Genomic DNA, 19,519 nt, shown 5'->3' with positions numbered 1-19,519 from the left:
GACGGTGATTAAATCTCAGAATACTATAGTTAAAAAACATCGTGCAGGTTCAGCACCACGCGAAGTGACAACAAAATTACGATCTGAATGGAGGCAACGTCTTGTTGACGCCGAACGTGGTATCACATTCGGAATCCGCCTGGACAGTACGTTCTTCATACACTTCTTTACCGGGAGCGCCGTCATTGCCGGTGCCATGTTGCTAGGTTTATCGGCAACACACTGGGCAATTATTGTTCTGGCAATGACAACCGTATTGTGCGCTCAAATGTTTAACCAAGTTTTGAAATCGATCTGGAAGTTGCTCGGCAACCATTTACCGGCAGAGTCACAAAACACTTTTAAAGCAGGTACAGCCGCTGTCTGTGTCAGTATAATCGGTTCGGTAATCACGATCGCAATCATCTTTTGTTCTGCCCTCTATCGTTTGCTCTTTTAAACACAATATCTAAGTGCCAACATAGTTCCATTGCGAACCCTGTTCTCATATCAGATAATTTTAGTTCAATCCAGTTTCTTTGCTCTGAACTATTATGGTTATTTTGATGAATCTATTTCGACACATTAAATTTTTACTACTTCTCTGTGCGCTTGTCTCTGGCCACTTGCAGGCAGCAGAACCAATAAAACCAAATTCCCGCCTTCCCAAGACCACTCCCTGGGATTTGAAAGAGCTCAGTAAAGCACCAAAATTTGAATGGGTTGATCAGAATTCTTCGATTAAGTCACTAATGTATCGAGGCTTGGATTATCAGGAAAAACCAACAAAAGTCTTTGCCTATTATGGTTCACCCAAGGTAGACCCAACGAATCCATCGCGCTTTCCTGGAATCGTGCTGGTCCATGGTGGGGGCGGAACTGCGTTCAAAGAATGGGTCGAATTATGGGTCCAGAAAGGCTATGCAGCTATTGCCATGGATCTGGCTGGTTTCCAGCCTGTTGAGGGTAAAAATCCACATGATCGCAAAAATAGAACACGGCTTGCTGAGGGTGGACCAAATCAATCACATGTCGAAAAATTTGATGCTATCAAATCTGATATTTCAGAACACTGGTGTTATCACGCACCGGCCAATGTCATTTTGGCACACTCACTGATCTGCTCGTTTGCTGAAGTTGATCAAGGCCGTACGGCTGTGACGGGCATCTCATGGGGTGGCTACCTAACTTGTATTGTTGCGGGACTTGACAATCGCTTCGAGGCGGCTGTCCCCGTTTATGGGTGTGGTTTCTTGGATAATCACTCGGTTTTTGAAAAATCGATCACTAAGCTTCCCCCCAAAGACGCCAAGCGTTGGATGCAACTCTATGATCCGGGGCAATATCTGCCTGCAATTCAAATGCCAATCTTTTTTGTTAATGGCACGAATGATTTCGCATACTGGTTGAGTGCTTACCAGAAAAGTTATGAAGCCGTTCCTGAATCTACGCCGCGTAACATTCGTATTAAAGTCAACATGCGACATAGCCACCCAACTGGTTGGGCACCTCAAGAGATTGCAAAGTTCATTAATGAAAAACTCAACCACACGACAGCCTTACCGCTGGTTCAGAGCCCCGTGATGAAAGGCGAAAGAATATCAGCAGAATTGTCTCAGTCTGCCCTAGTGAAAACAGCAGTTCTGCAATACACAACCGATGATGGTCCTAACCCGGAAAGAAAGTGGTATTCAATCCCACTAAAAATTGAAGGGAGGAAAGTCTCAGGCAAAGCGCCACCAGGAAATACAAAAATCTGGTTTATCAATGTCACTGATGAAACGGGTGCGATGACATCCAGTCCTCTCATGAGGAATCTATAATATCAAGAGTCGATCTCAGGCAGCCGGGATTTGTGGAGCAATTTTCTTAGTCACATCCCCTTTTTTCTGCTTCAGGTCAAATAAACCAAAAATTTCTGCCGCAGTCAGGCTTCGCGACTCGCACGTCGTGTCACCATCTCCCAATATGGAATGAAATAACTCTCGTTTCTGCTGCAAGACCAGATCAATACGTTCTTCAATCGTATTGTTACAGATGAATTTTGTTACGATTACCTGCGTTTTCTGACCGATCCGATGGGCACGGTTAATTGCCTGATCCTCAATCGCTGGATTCCACCAGCGGTCGAACAGAAATACATAACCGGCAAACTGTAAATTGAGGCCCACAGCGCCGGTACCATAACTCATCAACAGTAAATGGGAATTCGGATCGTGCTTGAATTGATCGAGAATGGGCTCGCGTTGTTTTGTAGGAATTCCACCATGATAGACAAGAGTCCCAAAACGCGCTAACCGTTCAGCCATGAAATCCAAAGGCTTCGTCCATTGGCTGAATAAAATTGCTTTGCCACCACTAGAGGCAATCTCTTCCATGTCGGCTTCCAGTCGATCCAGTTTTGAGCTTTCCCCTGTTACCGGATCGAAATTAGTGATTTGCTTCAAACGCAGCACTAACTCAAAGACATGCTGTACGGTAATCGAATCTCCCATCTCATTCAGCTGAATCACACCATCTTTTTCAGCTGTCTCATACGCAATTTGCTGAGCGGGATTCAAATCTAAGAAGGCAGGGCGATCCAGACGGGGCGGTAAGTCGGTCATCACCAGATCTTTAGTCCGTCTCAAAATAAACTCTTTGGAAAGTACCTGGAGCTGCCGCAAATCAGGAGTTGCCCGTGGCGGAACGACTTCCATCCATTCAAATAAAGATGACATTTCTTCATGTCGATTTTCAATGGGAGTACCTGTGAGAGCCCAACTCCGTTTACGAGGTATAGAGCGAGAAATCTCTGCAGTTCGAGAGTTGCGATTTTTTATTCTTTGTGCTTCATCAAGAACGACCAAGTCGAACCGGGGAATATTCTCTTCCCCCATCGCCTCAAAATCGCGTGTCATCGATTCATAATTGGCAATCAAGATCGGTGTATTTGGCATTTCCCAAATCATTTTGCGACGATTCGAATCCCCTTGTACAATGGTAACGGGTAGTTCTTCAGCCCAAAATTTAAATTCACGCTGCCAATTGGGGATCAGTGGCTTAGGACAGAGCAATAAGATTCGTCGAACCTGACCGCTCCGCAATAACAAACGAACTCCAGTAATTGTCTGCATCGTTTTACCGAGCCCCATTTCATCAGCAAGCAATGCAGACTTTTGCGAAAACAGCCAGGCTATCCCCTCATACTGGTAAGGAAATGGTTCGAACGGCATAAGCAATTCCTGTCCCGCCAACCAGGTTTCTAATGGAGGCTGCAACAGGTAAAAGAGTCGATCTTCTAAAGACAATGCGTTTGGCGGAGGTTGTAACCTAGTTGCTTTTTTACTTTCCATGTTTTCGGAGTCTGTCGGTGTCGGCCCTTTGATTTGATTAATTTCCGACTCGGGTTCTTTTTCTTCTTTGGGAGGAATAAATTCTAAACCGTCAGGAAATGTCATACCAAAGGTTTTGACGCGTGGACGAGTCGGCTTCCATTTCGGCATCATGCCTGCCGGCTCAAGCAGGTCAACCGACGATGTTTCCACTTTGAATTTACGTGTGAGCGCGCCATTCATTCCCGAAGCAAAAACAGAAGTCGATACCGCTAACGCCATCGACTCGCAGCCGATTTGCTGCTTGAGATTATGCTTATCGGTTTGAGAAATCGGCGCTGAATTGGAAACCACTGTTTGCGGTAAAAAATGTGGACCACCAGAATGATCGAAAATGTCCTGATGATTTCCGCTATTTGGTTTTGTTTCTGAATTTTCCACGTACTCGCCTGACCTGAAACAAACTTCTTCTGAATCAATTCACATTACCAGCATGAAAATCAGATCAACGGGATGAACCCATTCTGATAGCTTCATTCAAGGCTTCGCGCACACGCTCAAAAGGTTCCCCAAGGTCGGCATCACCGGGTATTTTTTTGCTGGTATTCTCAATTGCGACTCGCCCTGCTTGATGACCGGCATCGAACCGTAGTTTGTTCTTACCTACTTCTTCGATAATAAAAGAAGCATTCTCATCCAGGATTTGCTCCACATCAGACAAAATAGCCACAGGAATCGAAATGTGTTTTTGCAATTCCATAGCCTGATCTTGCTCAACCAGAATCAAATTCGGTTTGACATTCATCTTTTGTACCAATGTCTGGCCTATTACCTCGCCAACGAGAAAAGGAACAAGTGTCGGACCATATAAAACTTCTTGTGTTCGGTTCGGTTTTACAGGAGTGGTACATTGAAACTCTAATGGCCTGCCAAAATGATTGGTGACCAGTAAACCACCAATTAATGCACCATCCGCACATTCAATCGTGGCCAGGAACCCAAGTTTCAACTCTTTACTACTACCGTCCGCTCCCATAAATCTCTCGTCTCCGGATGTCAGTTCTGTTGTTGTTGGCAATGTTCAGGTGATCCTGATTCTCATCTGAACCCTATCTCTTTCTTCAATCAGGACAGCCTACTGTATCGATATCATCGTCCTCCACATTTCATGACTTGAGTGGTTGTTGAATTGGTCATGTTAGATAGTTTCACTTTAATAACTCTTTATTTAATAACTCTTTTCGACGATTGTTCTATACTCGTTTCCAGATGATAATTTCTCTCGTAGATAGGGCTTTAGGTTGGAAAATCATTCAAGTTGCGACAGAATAAGAGATACCATGAAATAACCTTCCCTTATGCCTCTGAATGAAGCAAACAAGTAATTGTATGAATGATCCACAAAAACTGCCGGAAAATCAGAATCGCAACGTAATCGAAGCACGCCAACTGCAACGCTTACAAGGCCTTCTGAAAGAAGTCTCTGCCACGAACCCTTTCTGGAGCAAGAAGTGGGAGGCTGCCGGAGTTTCAGGTGACGCGATTCAAAACTTATCCGATCTGCAAAAATTGCCGGTTACAACCAAAACGGAATTAGTAGAAGATCATCTAGCCCACTCACCCTATGGCTCAAATCTGACTTATCCTGTAGAAAAATACACACGCATGCACCAAACATCGGGAACAACAGGTTCTCCGATGCGTTGGCTCGATACCAAGGCAAGTTGGGATTGGTTTGGTGAATGCTGGTCACAAATTTATCGCATGGTAGGACTCTATCCAGAAGATCGGTTATTTTTTCCGTTCTCATTTGGTCCTTTTGTGGGTTTTTGGGCTGCCTTTGAAGGTGCCACACGACTTGGTCATTTTTGCCTGGCGGGTGGCGGCATGGGAAGTGAAGCCAGACTGCAAATGATTCTGGATAACAAAATCACCGCGATCTGCTGTACTCCCACTTATGCTCTGCGGCTGGCAGAAGTGGCAGAATCAGAAAACATCAATCTCGCAATGAGTCGCGTGCGTGCATTAATTGTTGCCGGTGAACCGGGGGGCAACATTGAAGCGACCAAGCTACGTATTGGTCAAGCCTGGGGAGCGCGCGTCTTCGATCATTGGGGAATGACAGAAATTGGTGCACTCGGTATTGAACCTCTGGAAAATCCGGGAGGCTTAAACATTCTCGAAACTGAATGTATTGCTGAGATCGTGAACCCGGAAACTTTACAGCCAGTTGTTAAAGGGGAACAAGGAGAGTTAATCATCACTAATCTAGGACGAATCGGCTCGCCTTTGATTCGTTACCGCACAGGTGACTTAGTCTGCGAAGATACAACAGACTGCCCTTCCGGTCGCTCATTACTACGATTAAAAGGCGGCATTCTTGGCCGCGCAGATGACATGGTCATTATTCGTGGCAACAATGTATTCCCTTCGAGCCTCGAAGCAATTCTCCGCACGTTCGATCAGATCGCGGAGTATCGAATTGAAGTCCACACGATACGAGCGATGCAACATATGAAAATTGAACTAGAACCAACTGGGGCTCTTACTAGTGAGGAACAGCAAAGTCAGCTTATTACCGATGTCAGCAATACCATCAAAGATCGCCTCAATTTCCATGCAGAAGTCAGTACAGTTGCCCCCGGAGCATTACCACGTTTTGAGCTTAAAGGCCGTCGTTTCTTCAAAATCGACTGATTTCATTAATGAAGATAATAAATCGCGGGATCTTGCCAAAGAAACATGGTAGGATTCGAAGATTGTCTCACTTTGCTATAACATAAAAGTAATTCATACATCATCCATGCCTTCACTCTATTCCTGCCGGATACTCGCTATGACTGCACATCTCCGAAAGTCTTTCTTGGTTATCTTGTTTATATCTTGTTTGTTCCTCATCTCAAACAGAGCTTCTGCGGAATCAAAGGCTCCGTCGCGACCAAATATTCTGTTTCTCTTCAGCGATGATCAACGTGCTGATGCACTTTCTGCTTACGATAACCCACACATTCAGACTCCGAATCTGGATCAGCTTGTCAGAACCGGTTTTAGTTTTCGAAATGCGTTTTGTATGGGTTCCATTCATGGCGCGGTCTGCCAACCCAGCCGAGCGATGCTCAACAGTGGACGCTCGCTTTATCGTGTTCCCATGAATCTCAAAGGGGTTATTACCCTACCACAATTGTTGAAGCAGTCGGGTTACACTACATTTGGAACAGGTAAATGGCACAATCACCGCGATTCGTTTCAAAAAAGTTTTACAACAGGAACAGCTGCCTTCATTGGAGGTATGTCCAACCATTTAAAAGTTCCCGTGATGGACTTGAAAGAAGGTCAGTTTCAAAACAAACGCACTGGTGATAAATTTTCGAGTGAGCTGTTCGTCGATGCGACCGTTGACTTTTTGAACCAGCATCCAAAAGAGAAACCATTCTATGCCTACGTTGCGTTCACAGCCCCGCATGATCCACGAATGCCTCCTGCTGCGGCAATGAAAGCTTACAAAAAAAATCCCCCTCCGCTACCTAAAAATTTCATGCCACAACATCCCTTTAATAATGGCTGGATGACAGGTCGAGACGAATCGTTAACCGGTTGGCCTCGAGATCCCAAAATCGTGCAAGAACAACTGGCAGAGTATTATGGGATGATCACTGATATGGATACGCAAATAGGTCGTATCCTGAACGTCATCAAAAAAAATGGTTTCGATAAAAACACAATCATCATTTTTTCATCCGATCACGGACTGGCAGTCGGCAGTCATGGTTTACTTGGAAAACAAAATTTGTATGAACACAGCATGAAATCTCCGCTGATTTTTTCAGGACCGGGTATACCCCAAAACAAATCCAGTGAAGCACTCGTGTATTTGTACGATATTTTTCCAACAGTCTGCGATTTAACTCACACGCCCGTTCCCGCAGGAGTGGAAGGTTCTGACCTGGCTCCGATCTGGAGAGGGGATACAGACCGAGTCCGTGATTCCCTCTTCACTACCTATGAAGACTTAATGCGGGCTGTCAGAGACGATCGCTGGAAATTGATTCGCTATCCGCAAATCAATAAAACACAGTTATTTGATCTTAAAAATGATCCGCAGGAATTACATGATCTTTCCCAAAAACCAAGGGAGAAAAAACGTGTTCAGAACATGCTGGCGCTACTGAAAACCTGGCAGCAAAAAACGGACGACAAACAACCCCTCACATCCGACCATCCCAAGTCTGAAACCATTGATTTAACAGGACGAAAGCGCAAACCAGACCAACATCAACCTCGCTGGATCATAGAAAAATACTTCGATTCTGAATGAAATCCGGTTTCAGCTCATGCTATAATCAGGGTTCTTACCGAGAAATGTTTTCCATCCACAAACAATGAATTTAATCTCAATACAAACTCAAACAAAGTTTAACACAGTCTGAGGAACGACATGAAAGCTTTAATAGCAGCAGCCACTCTAACTCTGTTCATCGCTTCTACCGCAATTGCCGGAAACTGGCCTGGTTGGCGAGGGCCAACTTCAAACGGCGTCGCTCAGGGAAGCGGATATCCTGTTTCCTGGAATAGTTCAAAAAACATTCTCTGGGAAGTCGACTTTCCTGGTGTCAGTGGTTCGACTCCCGTAATCTGGGGAGACGACCTGTTCCTGACAACCACCACTGGTGGAAAAAACCGAGTCATTTGTCTGAATAAAAATTCCGGTAAGGAAAAATGGCATGTTGACTTCGGGACAGAGCGAGCGGGTAAACACAAAAAAGGAAGTGGTAGTAGCCCTTCTCCGGCCGTCGATGACGATTACCTTTTCACCTACTTCAAAAGTGGGGACTTAGCCTGTATTAATCGTGACGGAAAAATCCTCTGGGAAAAAAACCTGCAGAAGATTTATGGAGAAGACACACTTTGGTGGGACTTGGGAACATCTCCTGTTCTGACAAACGATTTGGTCGTCATTGCCTGCATGCAGAGTGATAACTCATATCTTGTTGCTTTTGATAAAGCCACTGGCAAAGAAGTCTGGAAACAAACTCGTAACCTCAATGCTCCGGAAGAAGCCAATCAGAGTTATTCGACTCCCGTTGTCGTCAGCCGCGATGGTAAAGAAATCATTTATGTCCTCGGAGCAGACCATGTGACGGCTCATGATGCACAGACCGGCAAAGAAATCTGGAGAGTCGGTGGCCTGAATCCCACTCAACATAAATACTTTCGCTCTATTTCCTCTCCTGTTGTCAGCGATGGCTATCTGATTGCCCCTTATGCACGCGGTGGCTCAATCACAGGAATCAAGTTAGGTGGAACAGGAGATATCACAAAGTCGAATGTAGCCTGGACCAACGAAGCGAAAGGGGAATTTTCGGATGTCCCTACACCAGCTGCCATCAATGGCCGTTTCTATATTTGTGCAGACAAAGGCGAGGTTCTCTGCTTTGATATCAAGACCGGAAAAAAAATCTGGGGAGGCCGTCTGCCTCGTAGCCGTCACAAGTTTAGCTCTTCACCGATTCTCGCCGATGGTCATATTTATGTTACCAGAGAAGATGGTACGACCATTGTTTTGGATCAAGGAGACCAATTCAAGGTGGAATCAGAAAATCCGCTCGAAGGTTTTGCTTTGGCAACTCCCATCTTCTCAGATGGGAAAATCTATCTAAAAATGACAGACAAGCTATACTGTATTGGAAAGAAATAACCAGTAGTTGAAAAAAATCAGAGGGACAGGCAATCAACCTGTCCCTCTTTTTTCGAACTCATTTATGTCTTAATGAACCTAAGAAAGTCAACATGGATTCTCAAAAAATCAATCGACGAAAATTTCTGGGCGAATCAATGGCAGCGACAGTCCTATCAGGGATTCGTGTCAATTCAGAGTTGTATGGTGGTGAAGACAAAAAACAGTTCCAACTCTTCTGGGGTGACTTACATAATCATAATGCCGTTGGGTATGCCAAAGGCTCACTGGAACGTTCCATTGATCTAGCTAAAGAGCATCTCGATTTTTTTGCATTCACAGGACACGCATCCTGGCATGATATGCCCAAGATGCCTGGTAACCGCCACATGAAATGGGTTAATGGATTTGAAGTCCATTCCAAACATTGGTCCAAAACGCGTCAATTGATGCAGGATGCAAGTTCAGATCAATTCGTTGCTTTTCTCGGTTATGAGTGGCATTCCAGTCAATTTGGTGACTACTGCATGATATTCCCCGAAGACCAACCCGAATTGTTCTTACCCAATCATGTCGAAAAATTACTCGACTTTGCAGAAGACAAACATGCCCTGGCAATTCCACATCATGTAGGTTACAAGATCGGCTGGCGCGGTGCGAACTTCAAACACTATCGTCCCTCAGCCTCTCCTGTTGTGGAAGTTTTTTCAGAGCATGGGTGCACGGAAACAGATCGCTCTCCTTTTCCGATGATTCGACATAGCAATGGCGGTCGTTCCGCGTCGAATATGATTGTTCCACAGTTGCAAAAAGGGATGCGGTTCGGTTTTGTCGCTTCAACTGATGATCACTTGGGATATCCTGGCGCCTACGGTGAAGGAGTGGTCGGAGTCTGGGCAGAAGACTTGTCTTCTAAATCCCTTATGGAAGCAGTCCGCGCTCGCAGAACTTATGCCGCCACCGGCGATCGAATCGCTTTGGAAGTTTCACTCAATGGTCAGCCGATGGGCAGTGATATTCCAGCAACTTCAGACCGCCAGATTGATGTGCGTGTCCAAGGTGAAGACGCGATTTCGATGATCGAACTCATTCGTAATGGGCAAGTCATTGAGCGTCATTTTCCAGAAGACCATTTAGGTGACAAACCAATGTTACCAGGTAAAGTTAAATGCCGCATTCAATATGGTTGGGGCCCCTGGGCCGATCTGGCCATGGGCCGCACTTGTTTGTGGGACATGACAGTTAAACTTGATAACGGAAAGTTCACTCGTGCTATTCCCTGTTTTCAGTCAGCTCCGTTCAGTGAAAAATTGCGAGATAAGCTCAAAATCATCTCCAATCAAGAACTAAGCCTAGATTCAAATACGACGCGTGTGAAATGCTATGGCGAGGATCCGACTAAATCCATTGTCTGTGAAATTGAGGGAACAGCGGACACAACGCTCACTTTGCACGTACGCAAACCTTATGAAGAAACCATCAGTGCCCGGCTGCAAGATCTGATTGATGATAATGTGGTTGAGTTTACGGGTGTCTTTACCAGTGAAAGTTACATTCTCCATCGACTCGTGGGACAAAGTGAATATTCGGCACAAATTCGTTGGCAAGATCAATGTAGTGACACTCAGACAACGGATTGGTATTACGTTCGTGTCACACAGTCTAACGGACAATTGGCTTGGTCCAGCCCGATTTGGGTAGGATAACTCCCTGACAATTTCTGAATGATTCATACTTCCGAAATATCATATTCTTATAGGAACCAGCATGAAATTTGCACTGCAATTAATTCTGCTCTTCAATCTAATCTTCTTCACTTACAACGTTACTTCGCTTGGAGGAGAAACGACAAAAACCGAAGCCAAGTCTGAACCAAACAACTCACTGAGGTTAATTCTTCCACCCATCATCTATGCTGTCCCTAGCATTGAAACGAATGTGTATTTTGATAATGTCTGTCTTGTCGTTAATCCCGCGAATTATGTTTTTGATGTGCACTGCAACAGAGGACATTTACAAGATGATCGTTGGACGTACACCCCAGTGGAAAAGGAAGTTGGTGATTATGCTTTCGAGTTGAATATTCTTGACCAGAATAATCAGATCATCGCCTCACAAAAATCGAAACTTCGTGTGGTTCCACAGAGTGCGGGCAAAGAAAAACCTGTAAGCTTACTCATGATTGGTGATAGTTTGACACATAATTCAATTTATCCCCAACATGTACTAGAACTAAGTAAAAAATTCCAAGGACCTTCCCTCAAGTTTGTCGGCTCTCATAACCCGAAAAATGACCCCGAAGTCAAACACGAAGGCTATGGTGGTTGGACTGCTTTTCGATTTGCAACACACTTCAAAGAAACAGCCAGAACTGGAAATTATCGAGAAAGGGGAAGCCCTTTTTTATATGCAGATGAAAGTGGCAAACCCAAACTTGATTTTCCACGCTACTGTAAAGAATTTAACGACGGAAAAGCTCCGGACGTGGTCACCATCTTTCTTGGCCCAAATGATGTCTATTCTGCTACAGATGAGACAATCAAAGAGAAAACAGACACGATGCTCACAAATCTGGATATTCTGGTAAAGATGATTCAGAGTTACAGTAATCAAACAAAAATTGGCCTCATGCTGCCCGTACCGCCGGCAGCGACTCAAAATGCGTTTGGCACTACGAATGGACGTCGTCAAACCCGCTGGCAATACAAACGAAATCAGCAATATGTCGTAGAACAAATATCAAAAATTTACCAGAACAAGCAGAATCAGCAAATTTATGTAGTACCTACTAATTTGAATCTGGACTGCGCACACAATTACCCAGCCAGAGAAGAACCCTTAAACGCACGTAATTCTGAGAAAATTCTACGCCAGAATAACGCAGTGCATCCTGCTACCAATGGATATCTTCAAATCGGTGACACTGTGTTCAGCTGGTTGAAAGAAATCTCGAAATAGACTGCTAGATTTGAAACCAGCACTTACAAAACTCGTTCGTTACTGCTGATCCAACGCGGGAAATGGAAACATTTCGGAAGGAGTACGACCTGTTTTCATAATTTCTTTAATACGGGCCACAACTTCCGGATGTTGATCGGCAACATTATGCTTTTCACCAGGATCATCCTTGAGATTGTAAAGCTCTATCTTCATTTGCGGGTTCTTTTTTCTCATCAGCTTCTGACGAACGCCTTTCCAGTCTCCCATATGAACGGATTGTTGCCCCGTATAGGACGGAAACTCCCAATAGAGATATTCATGCTGTTTCTGCTGCTGTTCTTTGCCTAATAATATGGGCAGGAAACTGATTCCATCAATGTCCGCTGGTGCTTTTGTGCCTGTCAAATCAGCGAGTGTTGGCATCACATCCCAAAATGCTGATAGATGATCGGTGACTTCTCCCGGTTGAATATGCCCTGGCCACTGTACAACCAAAGGAACGCGAATTCCTCCTTCATATAAGCTTCCTTTAAATCCACGGTAAGGTCCGGCGGATTCAAAAAATTTAGAATCAGAGCCTCCTAGTCGATTATAAGTAGGGCCATTATCAGAAGTAAAAAAAACAATTGTGTTATCTTCCAGTTTCAGCTCCTTCAATAAGGCTATAATCTGACCGACACCATCATCCATTTGAGTAATCATGCCAGCATAACCAGCCCGTGGGTGGGGATGTTTGATGTAACCACGATGTTTGTATTCTTCTTCTGGAATTTTCCCTCGATATTTGGCCAATGATGCTTCAGTAGTTTGAATTGACAAATGTGGTATCGCAAAAGGAAGATACAAAAAGAATGGCTGTTCTTGATGCTCTCGGATAAAAGCCAATCCGTTTTCTACAAACTTATCTTGTGAATGGGTATCGCCATATAATGTTCGATCATTACCGGGCAATGTTTCTTTCGTGTTATTGCGCCACAGAAATTTCGGGTAATGATTGTGAGCATGCACCTGACAATTGAATCCATAAAACAGATCAAATCCCTGTCGATTGGGATCTCCCGTTGTTCCGAAGTGCCCCAGCCCCCACTTGCCCATTGCTCCCGTGGCAAAATTCTTCTGCTTTAACATTTCTGCGATCGTCACTTCCGCATCAGGAATTGGATATTGGCCGGGAAATTCCCAGCCCTCTTTTTCCTTCATATGTTGCAGGTGCTTGGGATTGCGATTATCGCGAATGTAAGCATGTCCGGGATGTTTTCCCGTCAGTAGATTGCAGCGCGAAGGCGCGCAGACGGCATTTCCTGAGTAGAACTGGGTAAACCGAATCCCGTTCTTGGCAATCTTGTCTATGTTTGGTGTTTGAATCCATTTTTGCCCGTAACAACCTAACTCTTTATATCCTAAATCATCGGCGATAATGAAAACAATATTAGGCAACTGTTTTGAAGCTGCTTCAGTGTCGGAGGTACTCGTGAGTAAAACACAAAGCAACAAAAGGGCACATAAGATCAATTTGACAAAGCGGGTCATAAGTGGCTCCTCATCGAGTCGGTCTGACTTTGGATAGTAAGTAAAAATACATCTTATACAGCCCCGCTTATCAACTGCAAGAAAGAGTGATTCATCTTATTAGATCAACCGGCTATTATTTCAAGTCCAGCGATAGTCCTTCTGCTTTCTGAATCCATTCAGAACGAGAGAACCATCTTCGAAAAGATCCAATGTGCTATAGCCATTATTTTGCAGGCCTGACCCTTCTACCATTGCAACCATCGTACAGTAGTGAATGCCACCGATTTCTGAATATTTATTGTGGTGGCTATGACCTTGAAACACGGCCGCGACCTTGTCCGACTCTTCCAGAATTTTTCGTACAACTGACGAATTTTTGACAGCATGCGCATCAGAATCTTTCAGGTCGAGCGGTTGATGCGCAAACACGATTGTGGGATGTTCCGTTTGCTTTAACTCAGCACGTAACCACTCCAACTCTGGTTCTGGGATATTGGCATCGGTCCATTTAAAATTTCGACGACCGTAAGGAGTACCATCACTTTTAAAACAAGAGTCTAATACCACAAAATGAAAGCCATTCTGATCAAAAGAATAATATGAAGCGTTCTGCCCTACTCCCTCCAGAAATTCCACTTTCTTTAAAAGGTCAACACAGTGGTTACCCAGGACATAATGCTTAGGAAAAGGTATCGCAGAGATGGCTTTGACCACCGTCCGCAAATGCCCCTTTTCCTGCTCCAACGACTTTCCTGAATCGATCAGATCTCCATGGAAGACGACAAATTCAGGTCGCTCCGTCTTAAATCGCGTAATGACCTCATTTAGCTTGGCAATGGTTTCTCGATAGTGACGAGTGCCGGCCGCGGGTTTATCAGCATAGTGAAGATCAGTTACCAAACCAATTCGTACGACACCTCTTTGACTGGCTTCAGCTGCCCGGGTTGATAACAATCCATATGTGTTTGATGAAAGCCCTGCCAGAATCAAAGCCCCATTTTTCAGAAAAGCACGTCTTCCCAGCGACTCTGTCGGAAATAAAGGCTGTTTTTTCATCAATAATATCCCTGTCAAACATAAACCCAGTTTAGTGCGTTAAGTTATAATTTTGGCAGACATTTATGAATATTCAATGTCGAAACAATAAATTCCCAATTTGATATTATGTTGAAAAAATGAAAATATATTGAATTGACATATCGTTATATCACGATATTATATATGCGAGGAGTTAACAATATGAAATTAAAAGAAACCCCGGAGTATAATGGACCAGCGCTGGAAGAGGCCGCTGAATGCCTCAAAGTTCTGGCACATCCGGCTCGGATTCGCATTGTTCAATTGCTTTTACGGGGTCGTTATACAGTTGGTGAGCTTGCGGGAGATTGTGGCATTCCCAGTAATGTCGCTTCAGAGCATTTAAGATTGATGCAACGCTGTGGGTTCTTTGTCAGTGAGCGAGAAGGAAGAAGTGTCTATTATCAAGTTGCAGAACCACATTTAAATAAAATAATGGATTGTATTGAAGGACGCTTTTTTCAGAATTAGTATTTTTTTAAGACATATATCGTAAAATTGCGATATATCGAGGTGTCAAAATGTCAGATGTTAAAACGATCAAACCAAAAGAGTTAGCAAAAATCCATGAGAAGCAAGGCGTTAAATTAATTGACGTCCGTACGCCAGCAGAATTTCGGGAAATCCATGCGCCCATCGCCGTGAATATTCCGCTTGACAAATTGGACGCAAAGCATATTCAAGAACGGCAAAACGGAAATGGTGCAGAGCCTGTCTATGTAATTTGTCAAAGTGGAAACCGCTCTACACGAGCATGCCAGAAATTGATCGAAGCTGGCATTACGAATGTAGTCAGTGTCGAAGGGGGTACAAGTGCCTGGGATCAATTGGGACTGCCGGTGAACCGTGGAAAAAAGACAATTTCACTGGAAAGGCAAGTCCGAATTGCCGCTGGCTTTCTGGTTCTCACAGGAGCGTTGTTAGGAATGTTCGTCAATCCCTGGTTCAGTGGGCTTTCCGCTTTTGTAGGTGCCGGATTAATGTTTGCCGGTATTACAGATACCTGTGGCATGGCTCTGTTGCTTGCGAAAATGCCTTGGAATCAGGTTTCCGACAATAAACAAAAACAATGCCACGTATGAAACTCAAAAAGTAAGGGAGTTTGCGATGTATTTTCAACGCTATTATCTGGATTGTTTATCACTTGCGTCCTATCTGATTGCTGATAAACAAACGGGAAAAGCTGTAGTGATTGATCCACAACGAGATATCGAGATCTACCTGAACGATGCGAAGGAGCATGGGTTTCAGATTGAACACGTCATTTTGACTCACTTCCATGCTGACTTCATCTCAGGTCATATTGAATTACGAGAAGCAGTCGGTGCACAAATTCATCTGGGAAATAAAGCAGATGCCGAATTTCGTTTTCACCCACTGTCAGAAGGAGACGAACTTATTCTGGGGTCGGTGAAATTATCCATCCTGGAAACACCCGGGCATACTCCTGAAGGGATCTCTATTCTAGTATATAATCTGAATGAAAATCCGGATCAGCCGAAAATGGTGCTTACCGGAGATACTTTGTTTTTGGGAGATGTAGGCCGACCTGATCTATTAGCATCAATTGGAGTCACGGCAGAAGAATTAGCCAGCATGCTTTACGACTCATTGCATGAAAAAATCCTGAAACTTCCAGACGAAACACTGGTCTATCCGGCACATGGCGCTGGTTCGATGTGTGGCAAACAGTTAAGCAGTGAGTCCGTTACCACATTGGGAGAACAGCGGAAGTACAATTACGCACTACAGCCAATGAGTAAACCAGCTTTCGTTGAAATGGTCACTGCCGACCTCCCCGAAGCACCACATTATTTTGTACATGATGCCATCCTGAATCGAAAAGACAGACAAACACTCAATGAATCAATCAGTGCCGCATGGCACGCGTTTTCACTGGATGAAACCCTGAAAATGCTAAACAACAGTGTTCAAGTTATCGATGTCAGAGATGCCACGGAATTTGCTGGAGCACATCTCAAAGGAACGATCAACATTGGACTGGATGGCCGCTATGCGACTTGGGCAGGAACAGTCCTCAGAAAACAATTGCCGATTTTGGTGATTGCTGAAGATGAGGAACAGATTGAAGAAGCAATGATGCGACTGGGACGGATTGGCTTTGATCAGGTCAAAGGATTTCTAAAAGATGGCTTGAACAGCCTCAACGAGAACCCTGAACTGGTCTCACAAACAAAGCGAATTTCTGCACAAGCGCTGCATGAGTGGGACGAAAAAATTACAGTCATCGATATTCGCTCTCAATCAGAGTGGGAATCGGGACACATTTCAAACAGTATCAATATCCCATTAAATCAACTACAGGAACGATTTAATGAAATCCCCCGTGATGAAACTGTTGTAGTCCATTGCCAGGGTGGTTATCGCTCTGCAATTGCCGCCAGTCTACTCGAAAAGCAGGGGTTTGAAAATGTCGTCGATCTCATAGGTGGTTATAAAGCCTGGCTCACAACCGTTGCAACCTAATTTGATGAACGACAAAAATAACGTTCCATGATGAATAGAAAAGTCTTTGCCAGATCTATTAAAATAGGTGGCAAAGCTTTTCTGTTTATTAACGGATTTTCAAATGGTACTACTGCCTGCTTCGCGACAAAAACGACATTTTAATGCCGCAGAAGGTTATCTGCTGCTTGAGATGCCCGAACAAGCTTTGCGAGAACTTTCCCGTATTGGCTCTACTGAAAAAGATTCAGAAAAATACTATTGTCTGCTGGGCCAGGCTCAGCAACTCGCTAAGCGGTATAAAGAAGCACTAGATGCATATCAGCGCGCCTATGAAAAATCCCCAGAAAACCTGACGACTCTGATGGGAATGGCTTGGTGTCATAAAAGGACTGATCAATTACCTCTGGCTATCTCGATCATGGAAGAGGCTTATCAAAACCACTCCGATGAAGCCGTTGTGCTTTACAATTTGTCCTGCTATTTTGCGTTAGCCGGTGACAAAACCAATGCCCTTTCCTGGCTGGGCCGTTCATTACGAATGGAACCAAAACTGATAAAATTAATTGAAGAAGAATCTGACTTCGATTCACTACGCAGTGACAAAGATTTCAAATTCGTTGTAGAATCTGCTGGAGATAAAACATCACAAAATTCATAACAGAGTCGTCTCAACAGTTCTAATTGTCTCAGTGATTTAGTAGTGACTCGAAAACAAACCCACTTTTATTCTGGCAGTTCAAGGGATCGAAAGCCACAATGAAGGACGTACAACAAAGTCGATTGAAAGAGCACTGTGAACTACTCTGTAGATCCATACGGCCTGCCGAAAGTACAGAATTGGAATCAGCTCGACAGTATGTGACTCAGGAACTTGAAACATCAGGATGGAAAGTCGAGCGCCATCACTTTCAAGCTCAGGACGCAATGCTGACGACACTTGAAGGGCAAAATCTGATTGCCCGACATCCCCAACTCAGTTCGCAAAACAAACCACAATTTTGTATTGGTGCTCATCTTGATACGCGGCCTGAATCTCCCGGAGCAGACGATAACACCAGCGCTATTGCAACGTTGTTAGAACTAGGGAGACTATTGCCTTTATTTAAAGAGCTTTCCTGCAATTGGAGCGTTGAACTGGTTGCGTTTGACTTAGAAGAAAATGGAATGTTGGGTGGCGCAGAACATGCCAGTCTGCATCAACAACGACAAACCGATTTACGAGGCATGGTTTCTCTGGAAATGCTGGGTTATTGTGATTCTACCCCAGGAAGTCAGACATTACCCAGAGAATTGGTAGGGCTTTACCCGGACACCGGAGATTTCATCGCTGTCGTTGGAAACCAAAACTCAACAGCACTGATTGCCGCATTCCAGCATGGCTTGGAAAAGGTGGTAGAGTTACCTGTAGAGACACTACAAGTTCCTCAAAATGGTGAAATGCTGCAAGCAACTCGATTGAGTGACCATAGTCCGTTCTGGGACGCTGGTTACCCAGCTTTGATGATCACCGACACCAGTTTTCTGCGAAATCCACATTATCATCAACCTACGGACACTGTGGACACACTCGACTTTGAGTTCCTTACGAAGGTGGCTCAAGGTAGTTTGGAAGCGACAAAATCGATACTTCACCGTGGATATTAAATTCTCTTTCCCTAGCTTAAGCATTCTACTCGATAAAGAAAATAGAAATTAAGATGAATGATACAACTCAAGAAGAAAAAGAACTCCTGAAGATCACAGAACTTTCAAAACCACAACGCCGCGTGCTAGGTGTTTTACTGGAGAAAGCATTTACCACTCCCGATCAATACCCTCTTACATTAAAGGCAATCACAACAGGTTGCAATCAAAAAAGTAATAGGGATCCAATCTCACATTACAGCGAATCACAAGTCTTTGAAACGCTGGAGACACTTCGTGAAACCGGTATTGTGGCTGTTGTTCACTCAGAAAGTGGTCGCACTGAACGTTACAGGCATTACATGCGCCATCGATTCAATTTTACAGAACCTCAACTTGCGATATTAACAGAACTGTGGTTGCGTGGCCGTCAAACGATGGGCGAACTCCGCGGTCGAGCCAGTCGAATGGTACCAATTGAATCTTTAGAGCAACTGCGAGCAGAATTTAAGGGCCTTCTTGACCAAAACTATGTACAATCTAATGGAAGCATCGAACGTCGTGGCATTGAGGTTGATCACAACTGGTATAAAGAAAGCGAAGGGAAAAAACTGGGGTTTGAATCTTCACTCGAAAGTGAATCGGCTAAAGACGAAAGCGGCCCCCACAATCAGCCTGCCGTAAATACCTCTTCGAGTGATGAGAGCAGCTTGCTACAGATGATTGAACAACTCCAGACTGAAAATCAATCCATGAAACAACAGATTGAAATGCTGACAGAATCCGTTCAAGTGTTAAGCCAACAATTGACAGAACTAAAGCAGGAACTCGGTAGCGTATAAAAAAATCTACACAATGCAGAGTATAAATGAGGAGAAATCAACTAAAGAAACACTTCGCGAATCTAACAACAAATACCTGTCTACAAATA

General features: G+C 44.2%; 17 protein-coding genes. 13 read left to right on the top strand and 4 right to left on the bottom strand.

Features of this window, described 5'->3' with window-relative positions; genetic code table 11:
• Positions 1-4 precede the first annotated feature (4 nt).
• Positions 5-439, top strand: coding sequence for a diacylglycerol kinase (locus V202x_RS02880; protein WP_197993188.1), 435 nt, complete (start codon positions 5-7; stop codon positions 437-439).
• A gap of 106 nt (positions 440-545) precedes the next feature.
• Positions 546-1,802, top strand: a complete 1,257-nt coding sequence (locus V202x_RS02875; RefSeq protein ID WP_145171022.1) for an alpha/beta hydrolase family protein — start codon at positions 546-548, stop codon at positions 1,800-1,802.
• Between the two features lie 15 nt (positions 1,803-1,817).
• On the opposite strand, the gene V202x_RS02870 is transcribed toward V202x_RS02875, so the two are convergent.
• Both V202x_RS02870 and V202x_RS02865 read right to left on the bottom strand, forming a co-directional pair.
• Entirely contained in the window at positions 1,818-3,734 is a 1,917-nt protein-coding gene (locus tag V202x_RS02870; RefSeq protein WP_145171020.1) for a DEAD/DEAH box helicase, read from the bottom strand.
• A gap of 64 nt (positions 3,735-3,798) precedes the next feature.
• Complete coding sequence (locus V202x_RS02865; protein ID WP_145171018.1) at positions 3,799-4,371, bottom strand: hypothetical protein; 573 nt, start codon at positions 4,369-4,371, stop codon at positions 3,799-3,801.
• Positions 4,372-4,682: 311 nt separating this feature from the next.
• Between V202x_RS02865 and V202x_RS02860 the strand changes: the two genes are divergently transcribed.
• From V202x_RS02860 to V202x_RS02840, 5 genes are all read left to right on the top strand, one after another.
• On the top strand, positions 4,683-5,990 hold the full coding sequence (locus V202x_RS02860) for a phenylacetate--CoA ligase family protein (RefSeq protein ID WP_145171016.1): 1,308 nt from the start codon (positions 4,683-4,685) through the stop codon (positions 5,988-5,990).
• A 139-nt stretch (positions 5,991-6,129) separates the two neighbouring features.
• Positions 6,130-7,608 (top strand): sulfatase-like hydrolase/transferase, encoded by a 1,479-nt coding sequence (locus V202x_RS02855; RefSeq protein WP_145171014.1) that lies wholly within the window; start codon positions 6,130-6,132, stop codon positions 7,606-7,608.
• A gap of 120 nt (positions 7,609-7,728) precedes the next feature.
• The gene (locus V202x_RS02850) at positions 7,729-8,988 is read left to right on the top strand and encodes a PQQ-binding-like beta-propeller repeat protein (protein ID WP_145171012.1); all 1,260 of its coding nucleotides are present in this window, start codon (positions 7,729-7,731) and stop codon (positions 8,986-8,988) included.
• A 92-nt stretch (positions 8,989-9,080) separates the two neighbouring features.
• On the top strand, positions 9,081-10,673 hold the full coding sequence (locus tag V202x_RS02845; protein WP_145171010.1) for a hypothetical protein: 1,593 nt from the start codon (positions 9,081-9,083) through the stop codon (positions 10,671-10,673).
• Between the two features lie 61 nt (positions 10,674-10,734).
• Positions 10,735-11,925: an SGNH/GDSL hydrolase family protein gene (locus V202x_RS02840; RefSeq protein WP_145171008.1), complete on the top strand. Its 1,191-nt coding sequence runs from the start codon at positions 10,735-10,737 to the stop codon at positions 11,923-11,925.
• Between the two features lie 39 nt (positions 11,926-11,964).
• On the opposite strand, the gene V202x_RS02835 is transcribed toward V202x_RS02840, so the two are convergent.
• A complete protein-coding gene (locus V202x_RS02835; RefSeq protein WP_145171006.1) occupies positions 11,965-13,437 on the bottom strand; it encodes an arylsulfatase in 1,473 nt (490 codons plus the stop codon).
• A 120-nt stretch (positions 13,438-13,557) separates the two neighbouring features.
• Positions 13,558-14,475 (bottom strand): metallophosphoesterase family protein, encoded by a 918-nt coding sequence (locus tag V202x_RS02830; protein ID WP_145171004.1) that lies wholly within the window; start codon positions 14,473-14,475, stop codon positions 13,558-13,560.
• A gap of 183 nt (positions 14,476-14,658) precedes the next feature.
• Here V202x_RS02830 and V202x_RS02825 point away from each other — a divergent pair, with 183 nt between their 5' ends.
• The 6 genes from V202x_RS02825 (at position 14,659) to V202x_RS02800 (ending at position 19,430) form a co-directional block, all read left to right on the top strand.
• A complete protein-coding gene (locus V202x_RS02825) occupies positions 14,659-14,967 on the top strand; it encodes an ArsR/SmtB family transcription factor (RefSeq protein WP_145171002.1) in 309 nt (102 codons plus the stop codon).
• A gap of 50 nt (positions 14,968-15,017) precedes the next feature.
• Positions 15,018-15,578 (top strand): rhodanese-like domain-containing protein, encoded by a 561-nt coding sequence (locus tag V202x_RS02820; protein WP_145171000.1) that lies wholly within the window; start codon positions 15,018-15,020, stop codon positions 15,576-15,578.
• A 25-nt stretch (positions 15,579-15,603) separates the two neighbouring features.
• A complete protein-coding gene (locus tag V202x_RS02815; protein ID WP_145170998.1) occupies positions 15,604-16,983 on the top strand; it encodes an MBL fold metallo-hydrolase in 1,380 nt (459 codons plus the stop codon).
• Positions 16,984-17,086: 103 nt separating this feature from the next.
• Positions 17,087-17,623: a tetratricopeptide repeat protein gene (locus tag V202x_RS02810; RefSeq protein ID WP_144981243.1), complete on the top strand. Its 537-nt coding sequence runs from the start codon at positions 17,087-17,089 to the stop codon at positions 17,621-17,623.
• Between the two features lie 98 nt (positions 17,624-17,721).
• Positions 17,722-18,609 (top strand): M28 family peptidase, encoded by an 888-nt coding sequence (locus tag V202x_RS02805; RefSeq protein ID WP_145170996.1) that lies wholly within the window; start codon positions 17,722-17,724, stop codon positions 18,607-18,609.
• Between the two features lie 53 nt (positions 18,610-18,662).
• Positions 18,663-19,430 (top strand): DUF480 domain-containing protein, encoded by a 768-nt coding sequence (locus V202x_RS02800; RefSeq protein ID WP_145170994.1) that lies wholly within the window; start codon positions 18,663-18,665, stop codon positions 19,428-19,430.
• Positions 19,431-19,519 lie beyond the last annotated feature (89 nt).

This window comes from Gimesia aquarii (genome assembly GCF_007748175.1).
In the GTDB taxonomy this organism is placed as follows: domain Bacteria; phylum Planctomycetota; class Planctomycetia; order Planctomycetales; family Planctomycetaceae; genus Gimesia; species Gimesia aquarii_A.
Note: the sequence above shows the minus strand (reverse complement) of the source record. Positions and strands in the feature narration are given on the sequence as shown.